General features: G+C 36.9%; 18 protein-coding genes, 1 tRNA gene and 1 other annotated feature. Of the genes, 4 read left to right on the top strand and 15 right to left on the bottom strand.

What is annotated here, in order from left to right:
• Window positions 1-242 precede the first annotated feature (242 nt).
• Genes rpmA through rplU form a run of 3 tightly spaced genes read right to left on the bottom strand, consistent with a single transcriptional unit; the run spans window position 243 to window position 1,225 of the window.
• Entirely contained in the window at window positions 243-536 is a 294-nt protein-coding gene (gene rpmA / locus KQI58_RS18465; RefSeq protein ID WP_216410451.1) for a 50S ribosomal protein L27, read from the bottom strand.
• Window positions 537-548: 12 nt separating this feature from the next.
• Window positions 549-899, bottom strand: a complete 351-nt coding sequence (locus KQI58_RS18460; RefSeq protein WP_216410450.1) for a ribosomal-processing cysteine protease Prp — start codon at window positions 897-899, stop codon at window positions 549-551.
• Between the two features lie 17 nt (window positions 900-916).
• A complete protein-coding gene (gene rplU / locus KQI58_RS18455) occupies window positions 917-1,225 on the bottom strand; it encodes a 50S ribosomal protein L21 (protein ID WP_010740661.1) in 309 nt (102 codons plus the stop codon).
• Window positions 1,226-1,245: 20 nt separating this feature from the next.
• Window positions 1,246-1,316, bottom strand: a sequence feature (ribosomal protein L21 leader region).
• Between the two features lie 119 nt (window positions 1,317-1,435).
• Between rplU and KQI58_RS18450 the strand changes: the two genes are divergently transcribed.
• From KQI58_RS18450 to KQI58_RS18435, 4 genes are all read left to right on the top strand, one after another.
• Window positions 1,436-2,083: a uracil-DNA glycosylase gene (locus KQI58_RS18450; RefSeq protein WP_216410449.1), complete on the top strand. Its 648-nt coding sequence runs from the start codon at window positions 1,436-1,438 to the stop codon at window positions 2,081-2,083.
• Window positions 2,083-2,751 (top strand): O-methyltransferase, encoded by a 669-nt coding sequence (locus tag KQI58_RS18445; protein ID WP_216410448.1) that lies wholly within the window; start codon window positions 2,083-2,085, stop codon window positions 2,749-2,751. Before KQI58_RS18450 ends, KQI58_RS18445 begins: the two co-directional genes overlap by 1 nt.
• Before the next feature lie 100 nt (window positions 2,752-2,851).
• Window positions 2,852-3,691: an alpha/beta hydrolase gene (locus KQI58_RS18440; protein WP_216410447.1), complete on the top strand. Its 840-nt coding sequence runs from the start codon at window positions 2,852-2,854 to the stop codon at window positions 3,689-3,691.
• 59 nt (window positions 3,692-3,750) lie between these two features.
• Window positions 3,751-3,824 (top strand) — tRNA-Arg (locus KQI58_RS18435).
• A 177-nt stretch (window positions 3,825-4,001) separates the two neighbouring features.
• On the opposite strand, the gene KQI58_RS18430 is transcribed toward KQI58_RS18435, so the two are convergent.
• The 12 genes from KQI58_RS18430 to KQI58_RS18375 all read right to left on the bottom strand — a co-directional run bounded on the left by KQI58_RS18430 (window position 4,002) and on the right by KQI58_RS18375 (window position 19,942).
• A complete protein-coding gene (locus tag KQI58_RS18430; protein WP_216410446.1) occupies window positions 4,002-5,414 on the bottom strand; it encodes a site-specific integrase in 1,413 nt (470 codons plus the stop codon).
• The gene (locus tag KQI58_RS18425) at window positions 5,414-5,635 is read right to left on the bottom strand and encodes a helix-turn-helix domain-containing protein (protein WP_137440104.1); all 222 of its coding nucleotides are present in this window, start codon (window positions 5,633-5,635) and stop codon (window positions 5,414-5,416) included. Before KQI58_RS18425 ends, KQI58_RS18430 begins: the two co-directional genes overlap by 1 nt.
• A 1,220-nt stretch (window positions 5,636-6,855) precedes the next feature.
• Window positions 6,856-8,091: an MFS transporter gene (locus KQI58_RS18420; protein WP_216410445.1), complete on the bottom strand. Its 1,236-nt coding sequence runs from the start codon at window positions 8,089-8,091 to the stop codon at window positions 6,856-6,858.
• Between the two features lie 18 nt (window positions 8,092-8,109).
• A complete protein-coding gene (locus tag KQI58_RS18415) occupies window positions 8,110-9,759 on the bottom strand; it encodes a family 43 glycosylhydrolase (RefSeq protein ID WP_216410444.1) in 1,650 nt (549 codons plus the stop codon).
• Window positions 9,759-11,270, bottom strand: a complete 1,512-nt coding sequence (gene xylB, locus KQI58_RS18410; RefSeq protein WP_216410443.1) for a xylulokinase — start codon at window positions 11,268-11,270, stop codon at window positions 9,759-9,761. Before xylB ends, KQI58_RS18415 begins: the two co-directional genes overlap by 1 nt.
• A 19-nt stretch (window positions 11,271-11,289) precedes the next feature.
• A complete protein-coding gene (gene xylA / locus KQI58_RS18405; protein ID WP_216410442.1) occupies window positions 11,290-12,597 on the bottom strand; it encodes a xylose isomerase in 1,308 nt (435 codons plus the stop codon).
• Window positions 12,598-12,793: 196 nt separating this feature from the next.
• Window positions 12,794-13,681 carry an AraC family transcriptional regulator gene (locus KQI58_RS18400; protein WP_216410441.1) on the bottom strand — a complete coding sequence of 296 codons (888 nt, stop codon included), beginning with the start codon at window positions 13,679-13,681 and terminating at the stop codon, window positions 12,794-12,796.
• A gap of 869 nt (window positions 13,682-14,550) precedes the next feature.
• Window positions 14,551-15,714 (bottom strand): XRE family transcriptional regulator, encoded by a 1,164-nt coding sequence (locus KQI58_RS18395; protein WP_216410440.1) that lies wholly within the window; start codon window positions 15,712-15,714, stop codon window positions 14,551-14,553.
• Window positions 15,715-16,013: 299 nt separating this feature from the next.
• Window positions 16,014-16,865, bottom strand: a complete 852-nt coding sequence (locus KQI58_RS18390) for a hypothetical protein (protein WP_253296024.1) — start codon at window positions 16,863-16,865, stop codon at window positions 16,014-16,016.
• Between the two features lie 3 nt (window positions 16,866-16,868).
• Entirely contained in the window at window positions 16,869-17,162 is a 294-nt protein-coding gene (locus KQI58_RS18385) for a Mov34/MPN/PAD-1 family protein (protein WP_216410439.1), read from the bottom strand.
• Between the two features lie 154 nt (window positions 17,163-17,316).
• A complete protein-coding gene (locus KQI58_RS18380) occupies window positions 17,317-18,939 on the bottom strand; it encodes a ThiF family adenylyltransferase (RefSeq protein WP_216410438.1) in 1,623 nt (540 codons plus the stop codon).
• Window positions 18,932-19,942 carry a cyclic GMP-AMP synthase DncV-like nucleotidyltransferase gene (locus tag KQI58_RS18375; protein WP_216410437.1) on the bottom strand — a complete coding sequence of 337 codons (1,011 nt, stop codon included), beginning with the start codon at window positions 19,940-19,942 and terminating at the stop codon, window positions 18,932-18,934. The genes KQI58_RS18380 and KQI58_RS18375 overlap by 8 nt, the downstream gene beginning before the upstream one ends.
• Window positions 19,943-20,367: the final 425 nt, after the last annotated feature.

Raw genomic sequence — 20,367 nt, 5'->3', positions numbered from 1 at the left:
GATTTGCGTCATTGTCCGTTCATCCTTTATTGATTGTGTGAGAACTTCAATAATACATGAAATTGGGCAATGACGTTTTTTTATTGTCTTAAGTGGCTAAGTTCATTATAAAATCCGCCATTGAAAAGAAGTTGTCAAATACTGATCTGGTATGAAACAATCAAAGTAAACGGCCTGCTATTCTACCTTAACAAACAAAAAAGCTCTACCCCTTGATTAACAAGGGATAGAGCGTGAAGTTCTTAAGCTTCTTGAGCGACTGGGTATACAGACACTTGTTTTTTGTCGCGACCTTTACGTTCGAAACGTACTACGCCGTCAACTTTAGCAAACAATGTGTCATCGCCACCGATACCTACGTTTGCACCAGGGAAAATTTTAGTACCACGTTGGCGATAAAGAATTGATCCACCAGTAACAGTTTGACCGTCAGCACGTTTAGCACCTAAACGTTTTGATTCTGAGTCACGTCCGTTAGAAGTTGAACCGCCACCTTTTTTGTGGGCGAATAATTGTAAGTTCATATTCAATAACATGAGCTGCACCTCCTATGATTTAGATTCTGTTTGGACTTCAATGAAATCCAAATACTCAGTTTCGATTGATTGCAAGCCTAATAATAAATGCTCCAGCAAAATTTGCGAGATATTCATCTGCTCTTGGGTCATGGAATCATCTTCCTTCAACGCTACATGAAGATAACCACCTTCATTATCGTTGGTTTCGATGTTCGGAGTGACACCTGCTAGGGCATCCAAGCTATTTACTGTACTGATGGCTAATGCGGAAACCGCAGAACAAACGATATCGCTACCGTAAGGGCCGGCTTCAGCATGACCTGTCAGAGTAAATTCGCTGATTAGTCCTGCTTGATTTCGAGTGAATGTACCTTTGATCAACTTAGGCACCTTCTTTTTTATGCTTTGATTGAGTCAATGACAACTTTAGTGTAAGGTTGACGATGACCTTGTTTACGGTGTGAATGTTTTTTAGGTTTGTATTTGAAAGTAACGACTTTCTTTTGTTTGCCGTGTTTTTCAACAGTTCCTTCAACAGTTGCACCTTCAACGATAGGAGCTCCTACTTTCGTAGATTCGCCGCCTACTAAAACTACTTGGTCGAAGACAACTTTTTCGCCAGCTTCAACGTCTAATTTTTCAATGTAGACTGCTTGACCTTCTTCAACTTTGATTTGTTTACCGCCAGTTTTGATGATTGCGTACATGCTTGTGGCACCTCCTTATAATAGATACTTAGACTCGCCATCCCAAGTGACCGAAGTACTTACTACTTGTTCTGAGCGGTTGTAGCTGTGGGTTCCACAATTACAACATTCATAGTTTACTAAAAAAGATAGGTCAAGTCAATGATTAATTATTGACGCGTGCCTTGGTTTTTTCTACTATTAGGAGGATGACAAAGTGAGGCGAAGTAAATGGACTATCCAAATAGTTTGGTCACGCTCGTTGAAAAACGTTCAAAAGGATTTCAGTTTGAAGGCTTTATCGCTGGACAAGGGCCGCTCCATCCGAAGTTGATGTTAGTTGGCGAGGCACCTGGTCGAAATGAAGTGGTGAATCACATCCCCTTTTCTGGTGCGGCGGGGAAAGAATTAATCCAAGCGATGGCATCAATCGGACTTACTCGAGAAAACACATATATCACTAGTGCCGTTAGAAGTCGTCCCTATAAAGTCGTGCAACGGCTAAACAAACGGACACAGGAAAACGAAATCGTTTATCCCAATCGAACACCGAATAAAAAAGAAATCTTAGCACACGCACCAATTCTGGACTATGAATTAGAAATAATTCAGCCAAAAATCATCGCGACGTTGGGCAATATTGGGCTCCAGCGCTTACTGGGACCAAAGTGGCAGATCAGCGAACGGCACGGGGAAATTTACCATGGTCCTGTATTAGAGCTGAATCCAGAACAAAATAACTATCAACCATCTAAAAAAGAATATACCGTCGTCCCGCTTTTCCATCCGGCAGCGATTTTTTATAATCGTTCATTGAAGGAAAAAATAGCAACCGACTGGTTAAATATCGGAAAACTACTAGAGAAAGAGGAACTATAATGCGCAATGAAATGATGTACCGACCAATTATTAATGAAGATATCCTGCACTATCTGCGAACAGAACAAAAACAATTGACTGGATCACTAGGCGAATTAGAAGAACTGGCTCATGAGAATGGCGTACCTGTCATCCCACATGAAACGGTAGTCTTCCTGCAATTTCTATTAAAGCAAAAGCAACCGAAAAATGTTTTGGAAATCGGAACCGCGATTGGTTTTTCAGCTAGTTTGATGGCAGAGTCGCTTGATAAAGATGCTAAAATCACAACCATCGATCGTTTCCCTGTCATGATCGAAAAAGCAAAAAAGAATTTCGAAAAACTCGGTTTAACCGAACAAATCACGCTATTAGAAGGAGACGCGGCTGATTTACTTAGCAGCCTAGAAGGTCCTTACGATTTTATTTTCATGGATAGTGCGAAATCAAAATATATCACCTTCTTGCCTGAATGCCTGCGTTTATTATCAGACGAAGGCGTGTTGATGGTGGATGATATCTTCCAAGCAGGAACAGTGTTGCAGCCAATCGAAGAGATTCCTCGCAAAAATCGGGCGATTCATCGTCATTTGAATGAATTCTTAGAGGAAATCACCAAATCGTCTGAGCTCACCTCTACCCTCTTGCCTTTAGGTGACGGTGTTGCATTAATCTCAAAAAATAAATAATTTCATGGCGGAAATTTGAAACTTTTTTGAATTTCCGCCTTTTTACTTGTACCTGAGGAAAATCGGCGTACACTAGGAAACTGAAATGGAGGAGTTTCCTATGAAAAACAAAAGAATCGGAAGCATCCTATCAATTTTAGTGGTATGCATCCTTGGAATAGTCCTTTTCGAAGCGAAAGATCATGTACATGCAACAAAGAATGAGGACACCCCTTTAGCGATTCCAGCACCAGTGATCATGGTTCCTGGGACCAATGGAGATGTTGACCGCTTCGATAGTCTGGTTGATTCATTAAAACAAACGGAAAAAGGCGTGGAGGAAATAAAAATTACGGTAAATAAAGATGATTCCATCACCTCATCTGGTCACTTTACGAAAGATACCAAACGGCCCATCATCGCTATCGCCTTTGAAGACGGCTCCGACCCATCATTGCCAAAACAATCTCGTTGGTTTCAACAGGCCTTAGCCTATGCCGAAAAAAAATATACGTTTAACACTTATGATTACTTAGGCTATTCAAACGGCGGCTTGATCATCACCGGTTATTTGGAGAATGAACAGAAAAGCGATGATCCTGCCCTCTATCATTTGATTACACTAGGCACGCCTTATAATGATACCTCTTGGGAATACAATGACAACAGCGACACCTTCACTAAACCAAAGGCCAAAAGCGAATTGCTGAATTACTATTTGAAGAACAAAAAGAATATTCCTAAAAACATCACCGTTTATAATATTGCTGGTAACGTTGATCATCAGAACACGGACACCACTGTGCCATTGACCAGTGTCTTGGCTGGCCGCCTGATTTACGGAGATAGTGAAAAATATAAGGAAATAATTGTCGAGGAACAAGCAGACCACGGATCACTGATTGAAAATCCTAAAACATTGAAGCTGATTAAGGAATATCTTTTTGAATCAGTAAAATAACGAATTAGGTTGACAAGCAAGGGTAGTTTTTCTATAATAGTTCTTGTTGCAAAACTACTGTCACAGTAGCTCAGCTGGATAGAGCATCCGCCTTCTAAGCGGACGGTCGGGGGTTCGAATCCCTCCTGTGATGTAAATGGAGTTTAGTAAGGTTGAACCCTTGCTATTCATAGTATAATGATCTGTTAGTTGACCTCGAAATCTGCTAACAGATTTTTTATTTTCCCCAATTTTCATCGACAATCTCCGTTTCTGCTAACACTTTTTGCTAACAACCACTAGTTGAAGCATTGGTGTCACTGTGTTTTTATTACCCTTCTCGATCTAACGACAACAACTTTTCTTTCAACTCATCAGGTAATGACTGAATAATACTCAACAATTTTAATGTCTGATCTGTATTCATTTCTTTAGATGAAGTTTCTTCCTCATAAAATGTTTGTTCCAATTTTTTTGCATTGTGTCTTCGATCTTCATCAATGATATGAGAATATACTTCTGTTACCATGTCGGCTTTTGAATGCCCTGTGTCGCCTTGAACACTTTTAATATCCCCATTGGTCATTTTAAGCTTATAAGTGGTACTTAAATGTCTTAAACTATGGAATTCCACTCTTGGTAATTTAAACTCTTCACATAGCCTTCTGAGACGTTTACCAACTAACTTGTTTTCAACTGGTTTTCCATTTTCTAAAGAGATAACCAAATTGTGATCCTCATATTCCTCTCCAAAAAAATCTTTCATCTCATTTTGATTCTTCTTGTGTTGAACCAACATTTGAGCAACAGATTTTGGAAGCCAAACAGTTCTCCGACTTGAATCAGTTTTCGGTGTCATCAATACTAATCTTGTCACATTGTTTTTACTTGATGGAAAAACTCTGATAATATCTCTTTCCTTCAGTTCATCGATTGCCTTTTTCGAAACTCTTGTTAACTGTTTTTCAACCATCAATCTAGCTGTACCGTTCTCAATAGATTCTTCATCTATAACTAAATTATCCCACGTTAATCCTAAGACCTCGCCAATTCTAAGCGAACAAGCAAAAGCTAAATGCATACATAATCGCAATAGTTCATCCTCTGTTTTCTCAACGGCTACTTTGAAGGTCTCTATGTCCCATACCTTTCGCTCATATTCAGGAATAACTGGTAAAGTTGCCATTGTAGCTGGATTCGTTGAATTTTTGGGTAATATATCCCACGCAATCGCTTGTTTCATTGCAGAACGTATTAAATCATGGATTTTCTTGATATTGGCTGGTGTTAACAATTTATCGCTAGACGGTTTATTTCCTGCCGCTTCTTTGACACTTAATAAATCCACATAATACTTAGACAGCATTCTAGTCGAAATTTCATCAATATTTTTATCTCCAATAATCGGATCAATATAGTTGCGGATTAAGGAAGTTTTATTTCTAAAAGTTGTTACTGACCAATTAGCACGTCCATAAATATCTACATATTCTTTCAAATAATCACTAAATGTCACACTGTTTGAGTTCGTTTCAGCAATATCCAAAGCCGCTTGTGTCAGATTCTGTTCATCGGGAACAATTACTGAACCATTTACTGATTGATAGTACTCAACAAATTTTTTTCGTTGGAATGCTTCAGCTCTGGATAAAAATGTATCCCATTTTTGTTTCCGTTTCTTTTCGTTATCTACATAGCTATACACGACTACTGATTTTTTACTTCTTGATATAATGGTTGCCATTAAAAATCTCTCCTAGTTAAATCATCAGCATCAGCAAAGTCGTTTAACCATTGATCAAAAGATTTTTTTGATATACGTATTGTTCTTCCAATCCTTACATATCTAAAAAAGTTTTCATGAATTAAAGAATAGGCAGACTTATTACTAATGTCTAAAATTTTGGCAATCTCGCTAATAGAATAAGTCTCCTTCACTACTTTAGTTTTATCTCCAATAAACATTCCTCCAATGTATAATAGAATTTTATGGTAGCACCATGAGTATAGCATATTTGTAGAATACGAATCCGCTGAATACCGCGTGGTATCAAGGTTTATTTATCTTTGTTAGATTTTCGAACTGCCTTTAGAATGGGCACACAGGATTTTCACCTCCCCCTGTAGTTAGCAGCGAGACACATTTTGAGTGTGAGTATCATTATGATAAGTTGATGTCATGGCAATTGATTTTCAAAATCAAGAGTTGTATCAGATAGTGGTTCGCTCAGCCGAAGCTTCTTGGCGCATCTTTACAATAGCTCGACCAACCTAAAATGTTGTTCAAAAATCTTTATTATGTTTTCAAGGAGCAAATTTAGTTTTCATAAATACTTAAAAAATTTAACCTTATTTTTGGAACTAAATTTGAATCTCTTAATAAAATATTTAACAAAAAATATATTGAAAAAGCTTCATTATTAAGATTGGTTTTATTCGATTTCTATCGTCATAATTTCAATTCGTCAAGAATAAGCTGCTTCATTTCGTTTAGTGATATTTTTATATATTCCATTTTATTTCTTTTGAAAGATGGAAATGCTATGAGAGCAGATAAGTTATTAAATAGTCAGGCATTAGTCTAGGTGGCAACCTCCCTTCTATTACTATAACGAAATCAGATAATGACAATAAAGGAAGAAAGCTTTTCTTACCTATGAATAATCATGATCGATTCTCGTTGGCCTTCTCGATCTATAGATATTCTAACTGAATACCCGCTTGTTTTACCTTATCATCAATCAATTGTTAAAAAAATAGTGGCATTTCCTTTGATAACAGTTCGTTTACTCCTCTCGTAATAAAGCTATTTTCTTGTGTATCGAGCATTGAGGATTCCTCATTTTGAGCACAAAAATAGTCCAATCATTAATGTAAGATGATTGGACCTCATGGTAAGAATTTACTTAAAAAAAAAGTTTAGATTCATATTTGAAATTATCAGATACTTTATTCCTTATAAAATACTAGCAAATTATAGCTTAATTCATTAACCAAACTAAAATTTGAACTGGTTAACTTGCTTATTAGATTTCATGATTTTGCTTTTTTTAACCTTTCTATAATCTGTCGCACAACATAAAGCATCCCTATAAGTTTGAAATTTTTCTATTATCTCTTCCCCTTGTCTGCTAATCTGCTTTACCACATAACAATCTTTTTTCAATTAAATCATCCCAACCAAACTATCTTGCAACAGATTTAATGGATAAGATGCACAAACCTCCAATTGCTGAGAAAATGAACGATACGATAAAGATAGAAGAAAAACTGAACTGAGAAATAACAAAAGCTGCTAAAACTGGAGCAATTGCTTGCGTGATTGTATTCCCTAAATTGTAGACACCTAAGAAAAAGGCAACACGGTTCTTATCAGGAATAACTTCTAGATTCAATAAATTGTCCAAGGAATTCCAGATGCCCATCCCCAATCCGGCCGCGAAACCATAAATCAAAATTCCTAAATCATTTTGCAGGATGAACATGCTGAGCGCTCCGATTCCTAATGAAATAGTCGACAGACCCACTGGCAATTTCAAAACCTTATATTTGTCAGACAAAGGACCAGCTATAAAGCCCATCGCGATTCCGAAAATCAACATAATCGTATTAATCAATTGGATAGAATGTTGCGTCGCTCCTGTCCCCTTGTGTAAGAAGTCTGTCATAATGAACAATAGATACCCTGTAATTGAAAAATTTCCGACTCCTTGAAACAACTTACCAATCAAGGCTAAATAATAGTCACGACCAATTTTCCAACTAGGAAATATTTTCATCGCTGCTTTTAACGATGTCTTTTCCTTTTTCTCAGGATCGATTTGTTCTTCATCTAGATTTGATGGCTCACGTACGATAATTGCCGCAATGAGTGTACCCACAAAGGTCATAATACCGAAAACAATAAATCCTAATCGAAATTGTCCTAAAAACATTGCTGCAAAGATTGTAAACCCGTTATTCCCCAGAGCCATACCTAAACCGCCGTAAGCACCTGAAGCTGTTCCCTTACCATTTTCTGGCGCTAAATCCAACCATGCCACCATTGGTGCAACAATAAAGTTCAATGCTATTTGTCCGATCATCCAACTCACTAACAGAAATGGAATACTGTTAGCTGTTGAAGCAAGGATCATCGAACCCATAAATGCCGCAGCACCACCAACAAGCCAAGGAGTTCTTTTTCCAAAACGAGAGCGTGTACGATCCGACAGATAACCTGCAACCATATTAGAAATAGCTGCGACCACCATTCCACAAGTCGAAAATAGCGCGACCAATTGAATTTTATTTTGTGCATCAATTTGTTGAATCAATGCAGGTAAAAATAAGCTGGCTGCGGCGATGTATGGTCCTAGCCAAGAAGCTGGTCCAATAATCAAACCTGGAACTAAACGTTTTAATGATACTGTTGTACTCATTTTTTTCTCCTTTCAAAGCTACGCATTCGTTACATAGTAATAGTCAAAATCAGCATAAGAATCACGTTGGTGCGCATCGACTGAACCAATGAAGTTGAATAAGGCAGTAAATCCGCCGATCTCTCCCGGCTCTCCATTGACACCTTCATCAGATAGATAAGTAATATCAATTCCTTCAACAAAGCTTTTCCACTCGTTGTCTTGCCGATACATCAAAGTTGCAAATCCATGATCATAGGTGATCTTTAACTCGATCGTGTCCTTATCTACAACAAGGCGATGATTGCTGTATTCGATGCGCTCTCCCAGCTTCGCCTGCAGGACTGTCAGAATTGTCGCCTTTTCTTCTTCTGAGTAGGTTAAATGCAGGTATAGCCAATTGTTCGAATCATAATAAAGACCGACCCCAGCTGTTTCTGAATAATGATCTGGTTTGAAGGACACCTTGGTTTGAATCTCATAAGAGAATGATGTTGCTCTTGTCGCCATGATTGCTGGATTGATCTGTGAGAAGAACGAATTTTCTCCATAAATTCGCAAACACCCTGAACGATCAGTCGTATTGACCCATGTAGGTTCTTGATTACGGTATGGTGTCATAAAGCTCAAACTATAGTCATCATCGAAATCATCCCGTACATCGTATGCATTTTTTTCAATCAGTAGTGAATGCTCTAAACCGTCAACCTCCATCTTCGCAAGGTTTGAGCCGTCCGCCATTTCCAACCAGTCATCCTCTGTCCAGTGCATTTTTTGAATGGACGTTTCTCGTCCTAATGGATTTAGCAAGGTTCCGTCTAGAGGACGTGACATCAAATGAGGAACATACCATTCACCTGTAGGTGTCTCTACTAATGAACCATGTCCGGCTTTTTGCATCACAGAATTCGGATTATACATTTCAAAATGGCCCGCATCTGGATCACCTAATGAAAATAAGTGCTTTGGAGAGGACGTAATAATCGGCTCCCCTGATGGATGGGGTTCATAAGGCCCAAAAATATCTTTCGATCGACCAATTTCGACGCCATGTCCATACCCTGTTCCACCAGCAGCAATCAACAAATAGTAATAATCCTTCCGTTTATAAATCTGTGGTGCTTCCGCACACCCGCGGGTTGTAAAGCCATGATTGATTCGGTGCCACTCGCCAATGATTCCACCGCTAACCAAATCCACCTCCGCGATGACAATGTGACCAGGAGCTTGATAGCCTTCGCGGGTTTCCCATTCTAAAATGGCTAAGTAATGCTTGCCGTCATCGTCGTGAAAAATTGCTGGATCGAAGCCAATTGCGGTTAAAAAGATTGGTTCTGACCATGGTCCTTTAATGTCATCTGCCCACATTGCATAGGAATCTGAATTGAACTCACGTCCTGCCATATTGACCATATGAGAATAAGCCAACCAATACTTTTTGGTTTCAGGATCATAAGATAAATGTGGCGCCCAAATGCCCGCAGGTGTGTTGGTTCCTCTTAAATTCACTTCATCTTTCTTTAGTGCATAATCAATCAATTCCCAGTTTGCTAGGTCCTTTGACTGAAAAATTTGGATTGCTGGATTCCAATGAAATGTTGATGTGGCAATGTAATAAGTATCCTCGACTCGAATAATCGAAGGATCGGGTGCCATCCCCGGAATAATTGGATTTTGAATCTTCGTCATTACATCTCTTCCTTTCCTGTTTGAAGCACATTTTCTAAATGACAAATCTCTTTTGTAGCCGCATACATCTTCTTCCATATTTGGTAAATGAGTTGATACTGTTTCGCATTTTGTTTATTTGGTTTGTATCGGTTGTTCTTATACACAACAAATCGTTCGATTAAGCTTTGACTATCGTCAAACCAACCGGAGCCGAGTGCTGCGATCATACAGGCTCCTGCACAGGGACCTTGCTCTACAGCTAGTGAAACAATCTCTGTATCAAGAATGTCCGCCTGCATCTGTAGCCAATCTGAATTCTTTGCTCCGCCACCAACGGAAATCAATCGTTTAAACTGCTTTCCATTTCGGTTCATTATTTCTTGTGAGTCCTTCAGACTAAACGTAATCCCTTCCAATACTGCTCGCGTAAAATGAGGCAGAGAATGTTCTCCGCTTATCCCAATAAAACTACCGCGAATTTTACTGTCAAAATGGGGCGTACGTTCGCCCACGATATAAGGAGAAAACAGAAGCCCCTCGCTTCCTGCTGAAATTTCCGAGATACCTTCTAATAGTTCTGAAAAACTACGCTCCTTGGCAAAGGTATCTTTAAACCAAGACAACGAATTTCCTGCTGCCAGTGTGACGCCCATTGAATAATATCTATCCGGCAATACATGATTAAAGAAATGCAATTTCCCGTCATAATCTTGTCGCGCAGATTCATAGCTACTTAAAACGCCGCTTGTGCCAATGGAAAGTAAGCCTGTTTCATCATCAGCTAATCCCGCACCTAAAGCCGCGCAGGCATTATCTGCTCCACCAGCAAAGACACGAACCTCTTGCTCAAAGCCGAATCTTTGCTTTAGGTCTGAACGAACACTCCCAACCTCCGCAAATGAAGGAACCAAGTCAGGCAGAATCTGCTCCGAAATTCCAAATTCCTCAATAATTTCTGTTGACCATGCCTGCTTTTCGATATCGAGCAGTAATGATCCTGCTGCATCGCTATATTCTGTCGCGAGTTTTCCAGTAAACCAGTAGCGCAGGTAATCTTTTGGTAATAGTATTGTTGCCACCTTTTCCCAAACTTGTGGTTCGTTTTCCTGTAGCCAAAGGATTTTTGGTAAAGTAAATCCTTCCAATGGGATGTTTCCGGTAATTTGAAGAAGCTTCTTACCGAATCGGTCATTTATACGTCGACATTGCTTACTCGTTCGTCCATCATTCCAAAGAATTGACGGATAAACTGGCTGATTTTTTTTATTTAAAACAACCAGTGAATGCATTTGTCCCGAAAAGCTGATGCCTTCTAATCCATTTAAAAAATCGTCAACTTCAGCCGCTATCTTTTCCAATACCTCTTCGCAAGCCGAAATCCAATCATCAGGATTCTGTTGAGAGTAGCCTGGTTTCGGACTGAATAGTGGATACTCGCTGCTTTGCTCAGTGATCTGTTGTCCTTCGGGATTCATCAGTATTCCCTTCAAGCTACTTGTACCTAAGTCAATTCCTAATACATAACGCATGCTTCTACCTCCGAATGTCTTATACTAAATAATCGTTTAGCAGTGATTTGACATATTCGATATGGCTAGACTGTAAATCGATCGTTGAAACATTCAAGGCGTGTTCGGTTAACGATTCGAGATCTTCCTTATCTGCTAAAATATCCGCCCCGATTCCTTGTTTGAAGCTGCTGTATCGTTCTGCCTTCAAGTCGTCAAAGAATCGATCTTCTTTTAGTTTGGCTGCTGCTTTCAATCCACGAGCATACGTGTCCATCCCCGCAATATGAGCCAGAAGTAAATCTTCCATTTCAAACGAGGAGCGTCTTACTTTAGAATCAAAGTTGATTCCACCAGGTGCGATTCCACCATTCTCCAACACTTCATACATTGCCAAAGTCGTATCATAGATATTCGTAGGGAACTCGTCCGTATCCCAACCCAATAGCATATCTCCTTGATTCGCATCCAATGACCCTAATGCATCGTAGCAGCGTGCAACAGCGATTTCATGTTCGAAAGTGTGCCCTGCCAACGTTGCATGGTTTGCTTCCAAATTAAGTTTAAAGTCGTTCGTTAGACCATAATGTTGAATGAATGCCATAGTCGTCGCTGCATCAAAATCATATTGATGTTTCGAAGGTTCCTTCGGTTTAGGTTCCAACAAAAACTGCGGCTTGTGTCCGATTTTTTCTCCATAGGCGATCGCCATTTTGAATAGGCGAGCAATATTGTCTTGTTCAAATTTCATATCTGTATTCAACAGCGTTTCATAGCCTTCACGTCCGCCCCAAAAAACGTAATTTTCGCCACTTAATTTTTTCGAAATATCCAATCCTTTTTTTACTTGTGCTGCCGCATAACTATAAACATCCGCATGATTTGTTGAAGCGGCACCGTTTACATATCGAGGATTTGAAAACATATTAGCTGTATTCCATAGTAGCTTGATTCCTGTCTGATCCATTTTCTCCTTGATAAAATCAGTTATCACATCCAAGTTTTCAAAGAACTCCGCCAATGTCTCTCCTTCTGGTGCAACGTCGACATCATGAAAACAAAAGTACTCCGCACCCAATTTTTCACAAAGTTCAAAAAATGCTTCCACGCGATTCTTTGCTGTTTCCATTGGTGTAGCTCCGAACCAGCTCCGTTGATTCACTGCTTGACCAAAAGGATCTGAACCGTCCTGTGTCATGGTGTGCCAGTAGGCAATCGCGAACCGCAAATGCTCCTTCATTGGTTTACCCATGACGATTTCATCAGCGTTGTAGTGACGAAACGCGAATGGATTGTTTGTTTTTGTTCCCTCATACTGAATCTTTTCAATCTGATCAAAATAGCTCATCGTTTCTCTCCTTTTTTTCTGCTAGCGATTGCAAAATGGTTAAACTAATTTGCAATCGCTTACTTTTATTTGTGTACTTATCATAAAATATTTAGAACGATGGTTATATATCAAAAATCGGTAATTTTTTACCCTTTTCCGTAAAACACAAAAAACCTCTAACTTTTTCAGCTAGAGGATCCATTCTTTTATTCAATTAAGTATTCGCTTCTCGATACTCTTTCGGAGATAAGCTACTCCATTTTTTAAACTGACGAGAGAAATGAGACAAATTTTGATAACCAATAATTTCCGCAATCTCATTCACAGAAAGCTTGGGCTGATGGAGTAAAAACTTTGATTGATTATAGCGTAATTGATCTAAATACTTCTTCGGACTAACAGAGTAAACCTTTCTAAAAACCTTCAACATGGTGCTTTCACTGATATTCAAAGAAGCCGCAATATAGTTCATGGAAAGCAATTGGCGATTTTCCTCTAACGGATACTCCGTAAATGTACGAAAGTTTTGTTGGATCGTGTCTGCGATCGACTTCGCTAAAACCATCGTTGAATTATCTGATGTCGCCATTTTTTCCTGCTCAAACGTAGCATAATCAAGTAAGCTCAATACCAATTCGATTAACAGCTTTTCTACTAATAACTTTTCTCGTAAAGAAAAAGATTCTTTCTCCAATAGCTCGATATAGGTAAGCAGTACTCTTTCAATTTCTTGAAAAATCTTATTGTCCTTACTCAATTTAATCGGACAATACATCAAAAGATTTTGCTGAATTCCAGGATCGTCAATGTCAAAGTGAACACAAAAATAACGCATCCCTTCTTTTGATACACAAGAGTTCTCATGACTTGTTCCTGGTGGGATAAGGATAATATCCTCTTCATCAAAGTCATAGGAACGCCCCTCGAATTCCGTTCGTTGCGTTCCCTCAAGAATGATCATGATCTCAAAGGCAAAGTGCGTCTCACGTTCTGCTACCCATCCGAAAGGGACCTTTTGTTGGTGCCCACCAAAAAATTTCATGTTCATGTCAATTTCAGGTAAATTGGCGATCTTCTTTAGCCATTCTGGTTTCTCGTTCATAACTAACCCCAACTTTTTTAAAGGTAAAATGCAAAAGATTATAGTCTCATTAAATCAAAAAAGTAAATTGCTTACCACCTCTTTATCTCTCCATTTTGACAAGTAATTAAAAATATCATCACTTACGATCCGGCTCTCCTTAATCCATCTGAACCAATAATTAGAAGTTAAGCCTCAAGCAGTTTAGCTTTCAAACAAATATTTCTGTGACAATAACTTACTTCCATTATACAAAATAATAATTGAAAATTTCCTTGCAAACTAAAAGATCAATGATACCTTCTAGACTACGCTCTAGGTCAAGGTTCACCAGAAAAATTTTCTAATTGACTAACTTTACCTTTTTCTTTAAAATAGTAGTCGTATGATAGGTAATTAAATAAAAAAAGGCACTTGGTCTACTAGCTCCAACTAGTCTACCAAGCCCTGATTAAGTCACTTCCGATGACCAATCAAGTTGCCCTTAGTCAATGGATGCCATTGACAGTAAATATTTTACTCAATTTCAAGAGAAATATCTAGTGTTTTATTGTGAGTTTCTCTGTAATTTAATTGTTTAAAATTTTCAGGAATAGCTTTATATCCTGTTTATTAAGGCTAAGCAACAGTATTGGTAGGAGACCAATGCTGTTTTTTTTGGTTTCCTATCATACTTTTTGCAGAGTAGTAAAATTATCCTAGTTCGTATATTGCTCCACAACATATGGATAGAAAGAATATCATACTCTGCTAGAGCTGAATTATTTAACGGTATACGAGCTGCCACTCGTACTAAGTGATTTAAGCTCAATTAATGTAAACATAGTTCCATGTTTCTTCTCCTTCACATTTCGTGTGGAGGAGATTTTCATTTTCGTATACTGAACTTATCATTCCAATGGTATGAATCTTTTAAACTTCTTTCTTTGTTGTGGGGAAAATTCAGTAGAGGATATCATTTCCATGATTCTATTTGTACCATTCTCCTGATCAATTAAAAGCAGCAGTTTCAAGGTAGGCGCAACCTGTTTTCTAAGCCATGCCAATGTTCGTCGTAAATCATAAGGCTGCGGCTCTGAGGTTAATTTGAGTTTCTCTCTCGTTTTTCCAAGGAATAGTTTCCATGTTTGATCAGTAGGCCATTTTCTTTTACTTTGATTTTTCATAGGAGTAAGGAAGACAATATATGTATTGATGATGTTAAAAACTGTTTGTTCAAAATCTTGATGTGTCAGTAAGTCTTGTATTGCATAATAAGCTCGATCATCTTTTAGGCGAATCTCATAGCGATTCTTAACGGTCGAATCTTCAAGAGCAATACTATTCTTTACAAGCTGTTCGTGATTCTTTTGATAAAAACAAAAGTAAATATCACTTTTCAAAGAACCTAAATACAGCGTTGTTCCTAGAGAGCTTACCGCTTCTTCTTCATCCTCTAGCCTTCCAGAATCAATGGAGCGGAATGAACGGAATTTAGACCGTAACTCTTTTTTCGAACACTTTTCCGCTAGATAAGGAATGGAGAGAATTCCAACTCGATCATTGATTGCCAAGTCAATACGTTTGTAATGGACTTTTTCTTTTTCACATGTATTGAAAAAATCGAACCATGAACGATTTTGAGCGACTAGCAAACTATCAAATTCTCGACACCCCAGTCCTTTTAGTTCAACAAGTGTCCCTTTTTCATCCTCCTCGGGCGATATCATTATTTGAATGTCACTAAAAACATATTTCGCTATATAACCGTAGAAGGCATAATCTTCATAAACCATATACTTCATTTTGATTTGTAAAATATTTTCACAGATATATGAAACATCATGGCTCTCAAATCTTAAACGAACGTAATCAAAAACCAGTTCAAAATCATTTTCTGGATTCACTCTTTCCAAACAAGTAAGTAGAGTCTCTTTCATTTTTTCTGATGGTATCTCTTTCTCATTTTCTATACGATTAATGTGTTCTCTAGAATAGCCGCTCAAAACAGACAACTTACGTTGCGAGACACCATACTGAGTTCGTTTTCCCTTCAATACTTTACTAAAATTCATAGCATTCTCCTTCATAGAAAAAAGTGTGAAGTAAACAAATTTACCTCACACCTCATTGATTTAGTAGAAAGATTGTTGTATCAAGCGTTCCTACGTGCATTTTGTTAGAAATGTTGTATTTACTACCCCCCTAGTTAGATACTGGGGGTTAACGCTTTGGGACGCGCAAGCGCGTCCCAAAGACAAGCTTCCAGCTCGCCGCCCACGCTGGGGCGTGTTCGTCGGCTGGGCTTGATTATCGTAAAAAGGTTCTTAATATCTATTTCATCTTCATATAATAGCTAACTATCGCTAAACATTTAGATAACACGTTTTGCTTTTTTGTACTTTTCTTCATCGAATTGTACTACAAAAACTTTTTGTATTTGAAAACGACCAAATTTTCTGAAACAAGAAGTTATTATATCTAAATTATTCTTAGGATTCGCTGAAGAAAAAACATATAGCTCTTTAACAGTCTCATCAACTTCTTTTTGAAGAACTTGTCTTACCTTATTGACTAAAGGTTTATTTAAATATCTAATTTCAGAATCAGTGAAACATGATTCAATCCTGATTGTAGGATTTTCAACATATTTTTCATCAATAGAGCTAGATTCTATTCGATATGTATCACTGATAACTAAATTCATTTTTTTGTTGTGATTACCATTAAAATTTTCTTTCTCCACTCGGACATATTCCTTCGCCTTAGTAGAGACAACATCAACATAATGATTGTCCCACACATCCACTATGATATTAGAAAATGTTCCTCTTAAAACCAATTTATACTGCATACCAATTGGTACTCCAGCCAACTGAACTTGATTATATCCCAACACCTTTGCCGCAATAATATAAGTAGCATAAGAATAATCGTAATTAATATTCCCATTAGAATTAAAAACTTGATTTGAGTTCTTATTTCTAAAAAAAGTCAATACTTGTAGAACCAGAACTACACCAAGGAAAAAAGAAATACTTGTATTGAGGTACTCACATAATTTTATAACAACTTCCTTTTTCTCATCGCCTAGCATTAACTGAAGTACACTTACAATAAGAGTATTATTCAATAAAGACGTTACAAAGAAAAATAGAGAAAAAAGTAGGAAAAGTGGTATCCAAACTTTTATAACTGCATACATCTTCGATTTGGTCCAACTCAATACTTAACCCTCCCTGATTCTTAATATCTTCTGATTCTCATTTCCTACCCAAACGCCGATTTCTTTCCTTCCAACAATGATGAAAATCATAAAATCAGCAGCAGATTTTTCATGCTTAATACTCTTCTTCCAATCATTCCTATCTGTCAGAGAAGGATTAACAAAATCTTGTGGGTGAGTATGCCAAGTTCCTATAAAATATGAACCTTCTTTTCTGAACTCATCTAATTTTTGAAAATGTTTTTTATCTTTTAATAAGAAACTTACCAAACCTTGATTATCCTCACTTTGTGGCAAAGTAATATTATCTAAAAGAATAGAATCATTATTAGAATTTTAACAACCAAGTAAAAAGCCACCACTTTCAGGAGTATATTTTTCTGCTTGCCTATACTTTTCAAATTGATGTAAAACATTCACATGAACTATCAATGTACTTTTATTTGGTAACTTAAATTTTTTTATCCTTCTCTCCACAATACTCACATCCACTACCCGCTAATTTACTATCATTCAGACCTCTCACTATGCCTGAAGAAATGGCAAAAGTATAATCTCTACGTAGAGCTTTTTCAAAGCACTCTAGCACTCCGTTAGTAGCAATCAATAATAGTCGATTACCATATTTGCTTCTAGTTCCACCACAACCATCATGAATCCAGTTTTCATGCTCATTTAACTCTATAGTAGGAAAAATTTCTTTCAATTCTTGTTTTAAACATTGGTAGCAACCTTTCGCATTTTTTGGAATAGCTAATGTATGGCTTTCTTTACCATCTCCTTCCAACCAGGAATAGAGAACCGTACAATCGCACTTATTGGTATGTAGAATTTTTGAAATGGCAACTTGTTGATCCGTTGAACCGATGCAAAAAATTAACACATCAATATTATAGTCTACTATAAAAGACTCCACATTATTCTTATTAATACGTTGAGTAAATGATTCGACAAATATTTCAGGATGAACACTTTCAAGAGTGTGCTTCAGTGCTTCAGCTTTATTAAATCTTTTCCAAAAATGAAGTAAAGTATGTCTGAAAGTATTCTCATTTGAGTAAATATCATCATCAACCAAGGCTAAATTTTTTACACCAGACTTCACCAGTTCATTAGCGACATACGACCCTAGCGAACCGCAACCAACAACTGCCACTTTTTTTTCAACAGTATTATTCCCTATACATTGATTTAAATAAGTATAATCTTCTCTATAAACAATAAAAGGTTCTACTTTCTCAACATCATCTGCAATTTTATCGAAAAAGAGTTTTGCACCCGAATTCTTAAAGAACAGACTACAACCAAAAAGTAAACTTCTTTCATCTTCAAAAGCCATAGTAAAATAAAGATCAACTTTTTTCTTTTTTATCACGGTTTTTTTTAGAGCTTGATATGTCTCTGGTGAAATTTTATTTTCTTGACAATTCTTTAAGATCGAAAGAATTGTTTCATTCGTCCATCCTTTTTGTTTTGTAGGCGGTATAATCCCTCTTTTATCCGTAATGGGGATCAATAGTCCCAGTTCTTTAGTTTTTTTCCATTTAGAGATATCATTGAGAATCTTATCTTTACTTAAAACTCGGTAAGAACCTTTGTTTAAATAATAGTCGAGAATGAGAAACTCTTCGTTACAACTAATAAAAGTATGCGGCATAAAATTTGTCGTAACTTGTGAGTTCCAATAATTTAAAAACTCTTTCTGAAATTCTCTCTCTCGTTCATTACCATTTAAACTAAGCAAAGACTGCAATCTATTTAATAAAAAATGAACCTTTTCTAGCTCACTCAAATCAGAAAATACATACTCTTCTTTCTCGTACAAACAAATATATTTATAATCTATATTTTCATACTGAATACTTTCTAATAAAACATGAGGAAAATCTTCTTCAAAATTATTTGCAAAAATAAAGGGCATCTGCTCATTGTAATCATAATCTAAATTGAAATGAAAAAGTGTAAAGTCCTTCCCGTTTTTATATTCGAAAAGAACTGACTCTTCTTTCTGTTTTACAAATGAAAATTCCTCATACTGATTGATGATTTCAATGTAATTGGGTTTGTTAACCAAAACTATGCTCCCTCTGCACTTTTACATTACTAGCCTTTATTTCTTTATCTGGAACAGAAAATTCACTTCCTAATACTTTTACAACATAAGTAGCTGCATCATGTTCATTATCGCAAGCTAATGCATTATCCAAATCAACTAAAGCCTTGCTTACCTTTTTGTAAAACGTAATTCCGTGATTATCTGATCTATCAAACTTTGTAAATACATTTGAAAATGGTGAAACAGGCAAAGTATGAGTAATCTTTGCAGATATAATATTACCTTCCTGATCTGAAACAACGGTGAATTGATTTCGAATTTTCTCAAATACATTTCTCAGTGCAACCAAATCAGATGAATCCTCTATCAAGCTATCAACAGCTAAAAGGGTTAGGCCGATACTAGGCGGTTTCTTTTCGGAAGAATCATTAGAAGAATATACTTCTTGCTTCCATTTCTTTATAAAACGAATTATTCGTCTTGGCTGTCCAGTCTCACTCGTTAATTTAGAGATAATATATTCATTTAAACCTTTCGGATCAGCAACTTCCCAAGAATAATCTCCAAATTCCTTGCCTCTCGCTAAAAACAGAGTGCCATTGTAATCCGCGTACATGGGAAAATCTAAGTGAATATGTTCCTCTCCATTTTTTAAATAACTTACGGTAATACAGGGTTCCTTAATCTTTGGAGAACGAATATTCTCTATCTCTAAGGCTTTTTTTCCTAATACTTTAATTTTTCTAGGATCATCATTATCTTGTATATTTAAGGGGAAAATTACACCTTGGTCTAAATCGACTTCCCCATCTTTTGACCTGATAGTTGTCTGAAGTTTAAAACTTCCTTGAGATATAAAACTTATATCCGAAGTTTTGATTTCTATTCCATTCTCTACACATTTGTCAGGAAATTTCTTCTTGAAATCTGAAATCAACATATCTCTTTTTTCTCGAAGAATCTCACTCTCACCAAAAATTTTTATTGAGTCGTTAAAATTTTTGAATTCGTTTTGTAACATATTTACCTCCACACTATATATTGTATTATCTGATGTTTCTACAACTGTAATTATACAATATGATGTGATTTCAATTGTAACAAATCTATTTATCATTATTACAATATTGTAACAAAACAGTCCTAGAAGGATTTCATTGCTAATTACTCAAAATGTTTTTTAATAAAAAAACACATCCCTTTCAGAATGTGTTCTCTCAATACGTATAAATTTCTTCTTTTGATCAAAAAGTTCTGCTAACGACTTGCTAACACTCTGATTGATTTGTTAGCTAATTTGCTACCATAAAATTCCATTTTGGTGACTCGATGAAGAACTGTTTATCGTTGATACAAAGCTATTCTGCTCTATTTAAGTGTATTTAGGTAAAATTTACTCATTAAACTTCTAAGCGGACGGTCGGGGGTTCGAATCCCTCCTGTGAT

It is taken from the genome of Enterococcus raffinosus, from assembly GCF_018917525.1.
Classification (GTDB): domain Bacteria; phylum Bacillota; class Bacilli; order Lactobacillales; family Enterococcaceae; genus Enterococcus_A; species Enterococcus_A raffinosus_A.
This window is presented reverse-complemented; position numbering and strand designations above follow the sequence as displayed.

Coding starts and splice junctions, on each gene's coding strand:
- KQI58_RS18395 (WP_216410440.1), bottom strand. CDS start 15,714: ATGAATTTTAGTAAAGTATTGAAGGGAAAACGAACTCAGTATGGTGTC.
- KQI58_RS18445 (WP_216410448.1), top strand. CDS start 2,083: ATGCGCAATGAAATGATGTACCGACCAATTATTAATGAAGATATCCTG.
- KQI58_RS18415 (WP_216410444.1), bottom strand. CDS start 9,759: ATGACGAAGATTCAAAATCCAATTATTCCGGGGATGGCACCCGATCCT.
- KQI58_RS18400 (WP_216410441.1), bottom strand. CDS start 13,681: ATGAACGAGAAACCAGAATGGCTAAAGAAGATCGCCAATTTACCTGAA.
- KQI58_RS18450 (WP_216410449.1), top strand. CDS start 1,436: ATGGACTATCCAAATAGTTTGGTCACGCTCGTTGAAAAACGTTCAAAA.
- KQI58_RS18425 (WP_137440104.1), bottom strand. CDS start 5,635: ATGTTTATTGGAGATAAAACTAAAGTAGTGAAGGAGACTTATTCTATT.
- xylA (WP_216410442.1), bottom strand. CDS start 12,597: ATGAGCTATTTTGATCAGATTGAAAAGATTCAGTATGAGGGAACAAAA.
- KQI58_RS18375 (WP_216410437.1), bottom strand. CDS start 19,942: ATGTTACAAAACGAATTCAAAAATTTTAACGACTCAATAAAAATTTTT.
- rpmA (WP_216410451.1), bottom strand. CDS start 536: ATGTTATTGAATATGAACTTACAATTATTCGCCCACAAAAAAGGTGGC.
- xylB (WP_216410443.1), bottom strand. CDS start 11,270: ATGCGTTATGTATTAGGAATTGACTTAGGTACAAGTAGCTTGAAGGGA.
- KQI58_RS18420 (WP_216410445.1), bottom strand. CDS start 8,091: ATGAGTACAACAGTATCATTAAAACGTTTAGTTCCAGGTTTGATTATT.
- rplU (WP_010740661.1), bottom strand. CDS start 1,225: ATGTACGCAATCATCAAAACTGGCGGTAAACAAATCAAAGTTGAAGAA.
- KQI58_RS18440 (WP_216410447.1), top strand. CDS start 2,852: ATGAAAAACAAAAGAATCGGAAGCATCCTATCAATTTTAGTGGTATGC.
- KQI58_RS18430 (WP_216410446.1), bottom strand. CDS start 5,414: ATGGCAACCATTATATCAAGAAGTAAAAAATCAGTAGTCGTGTATAGC.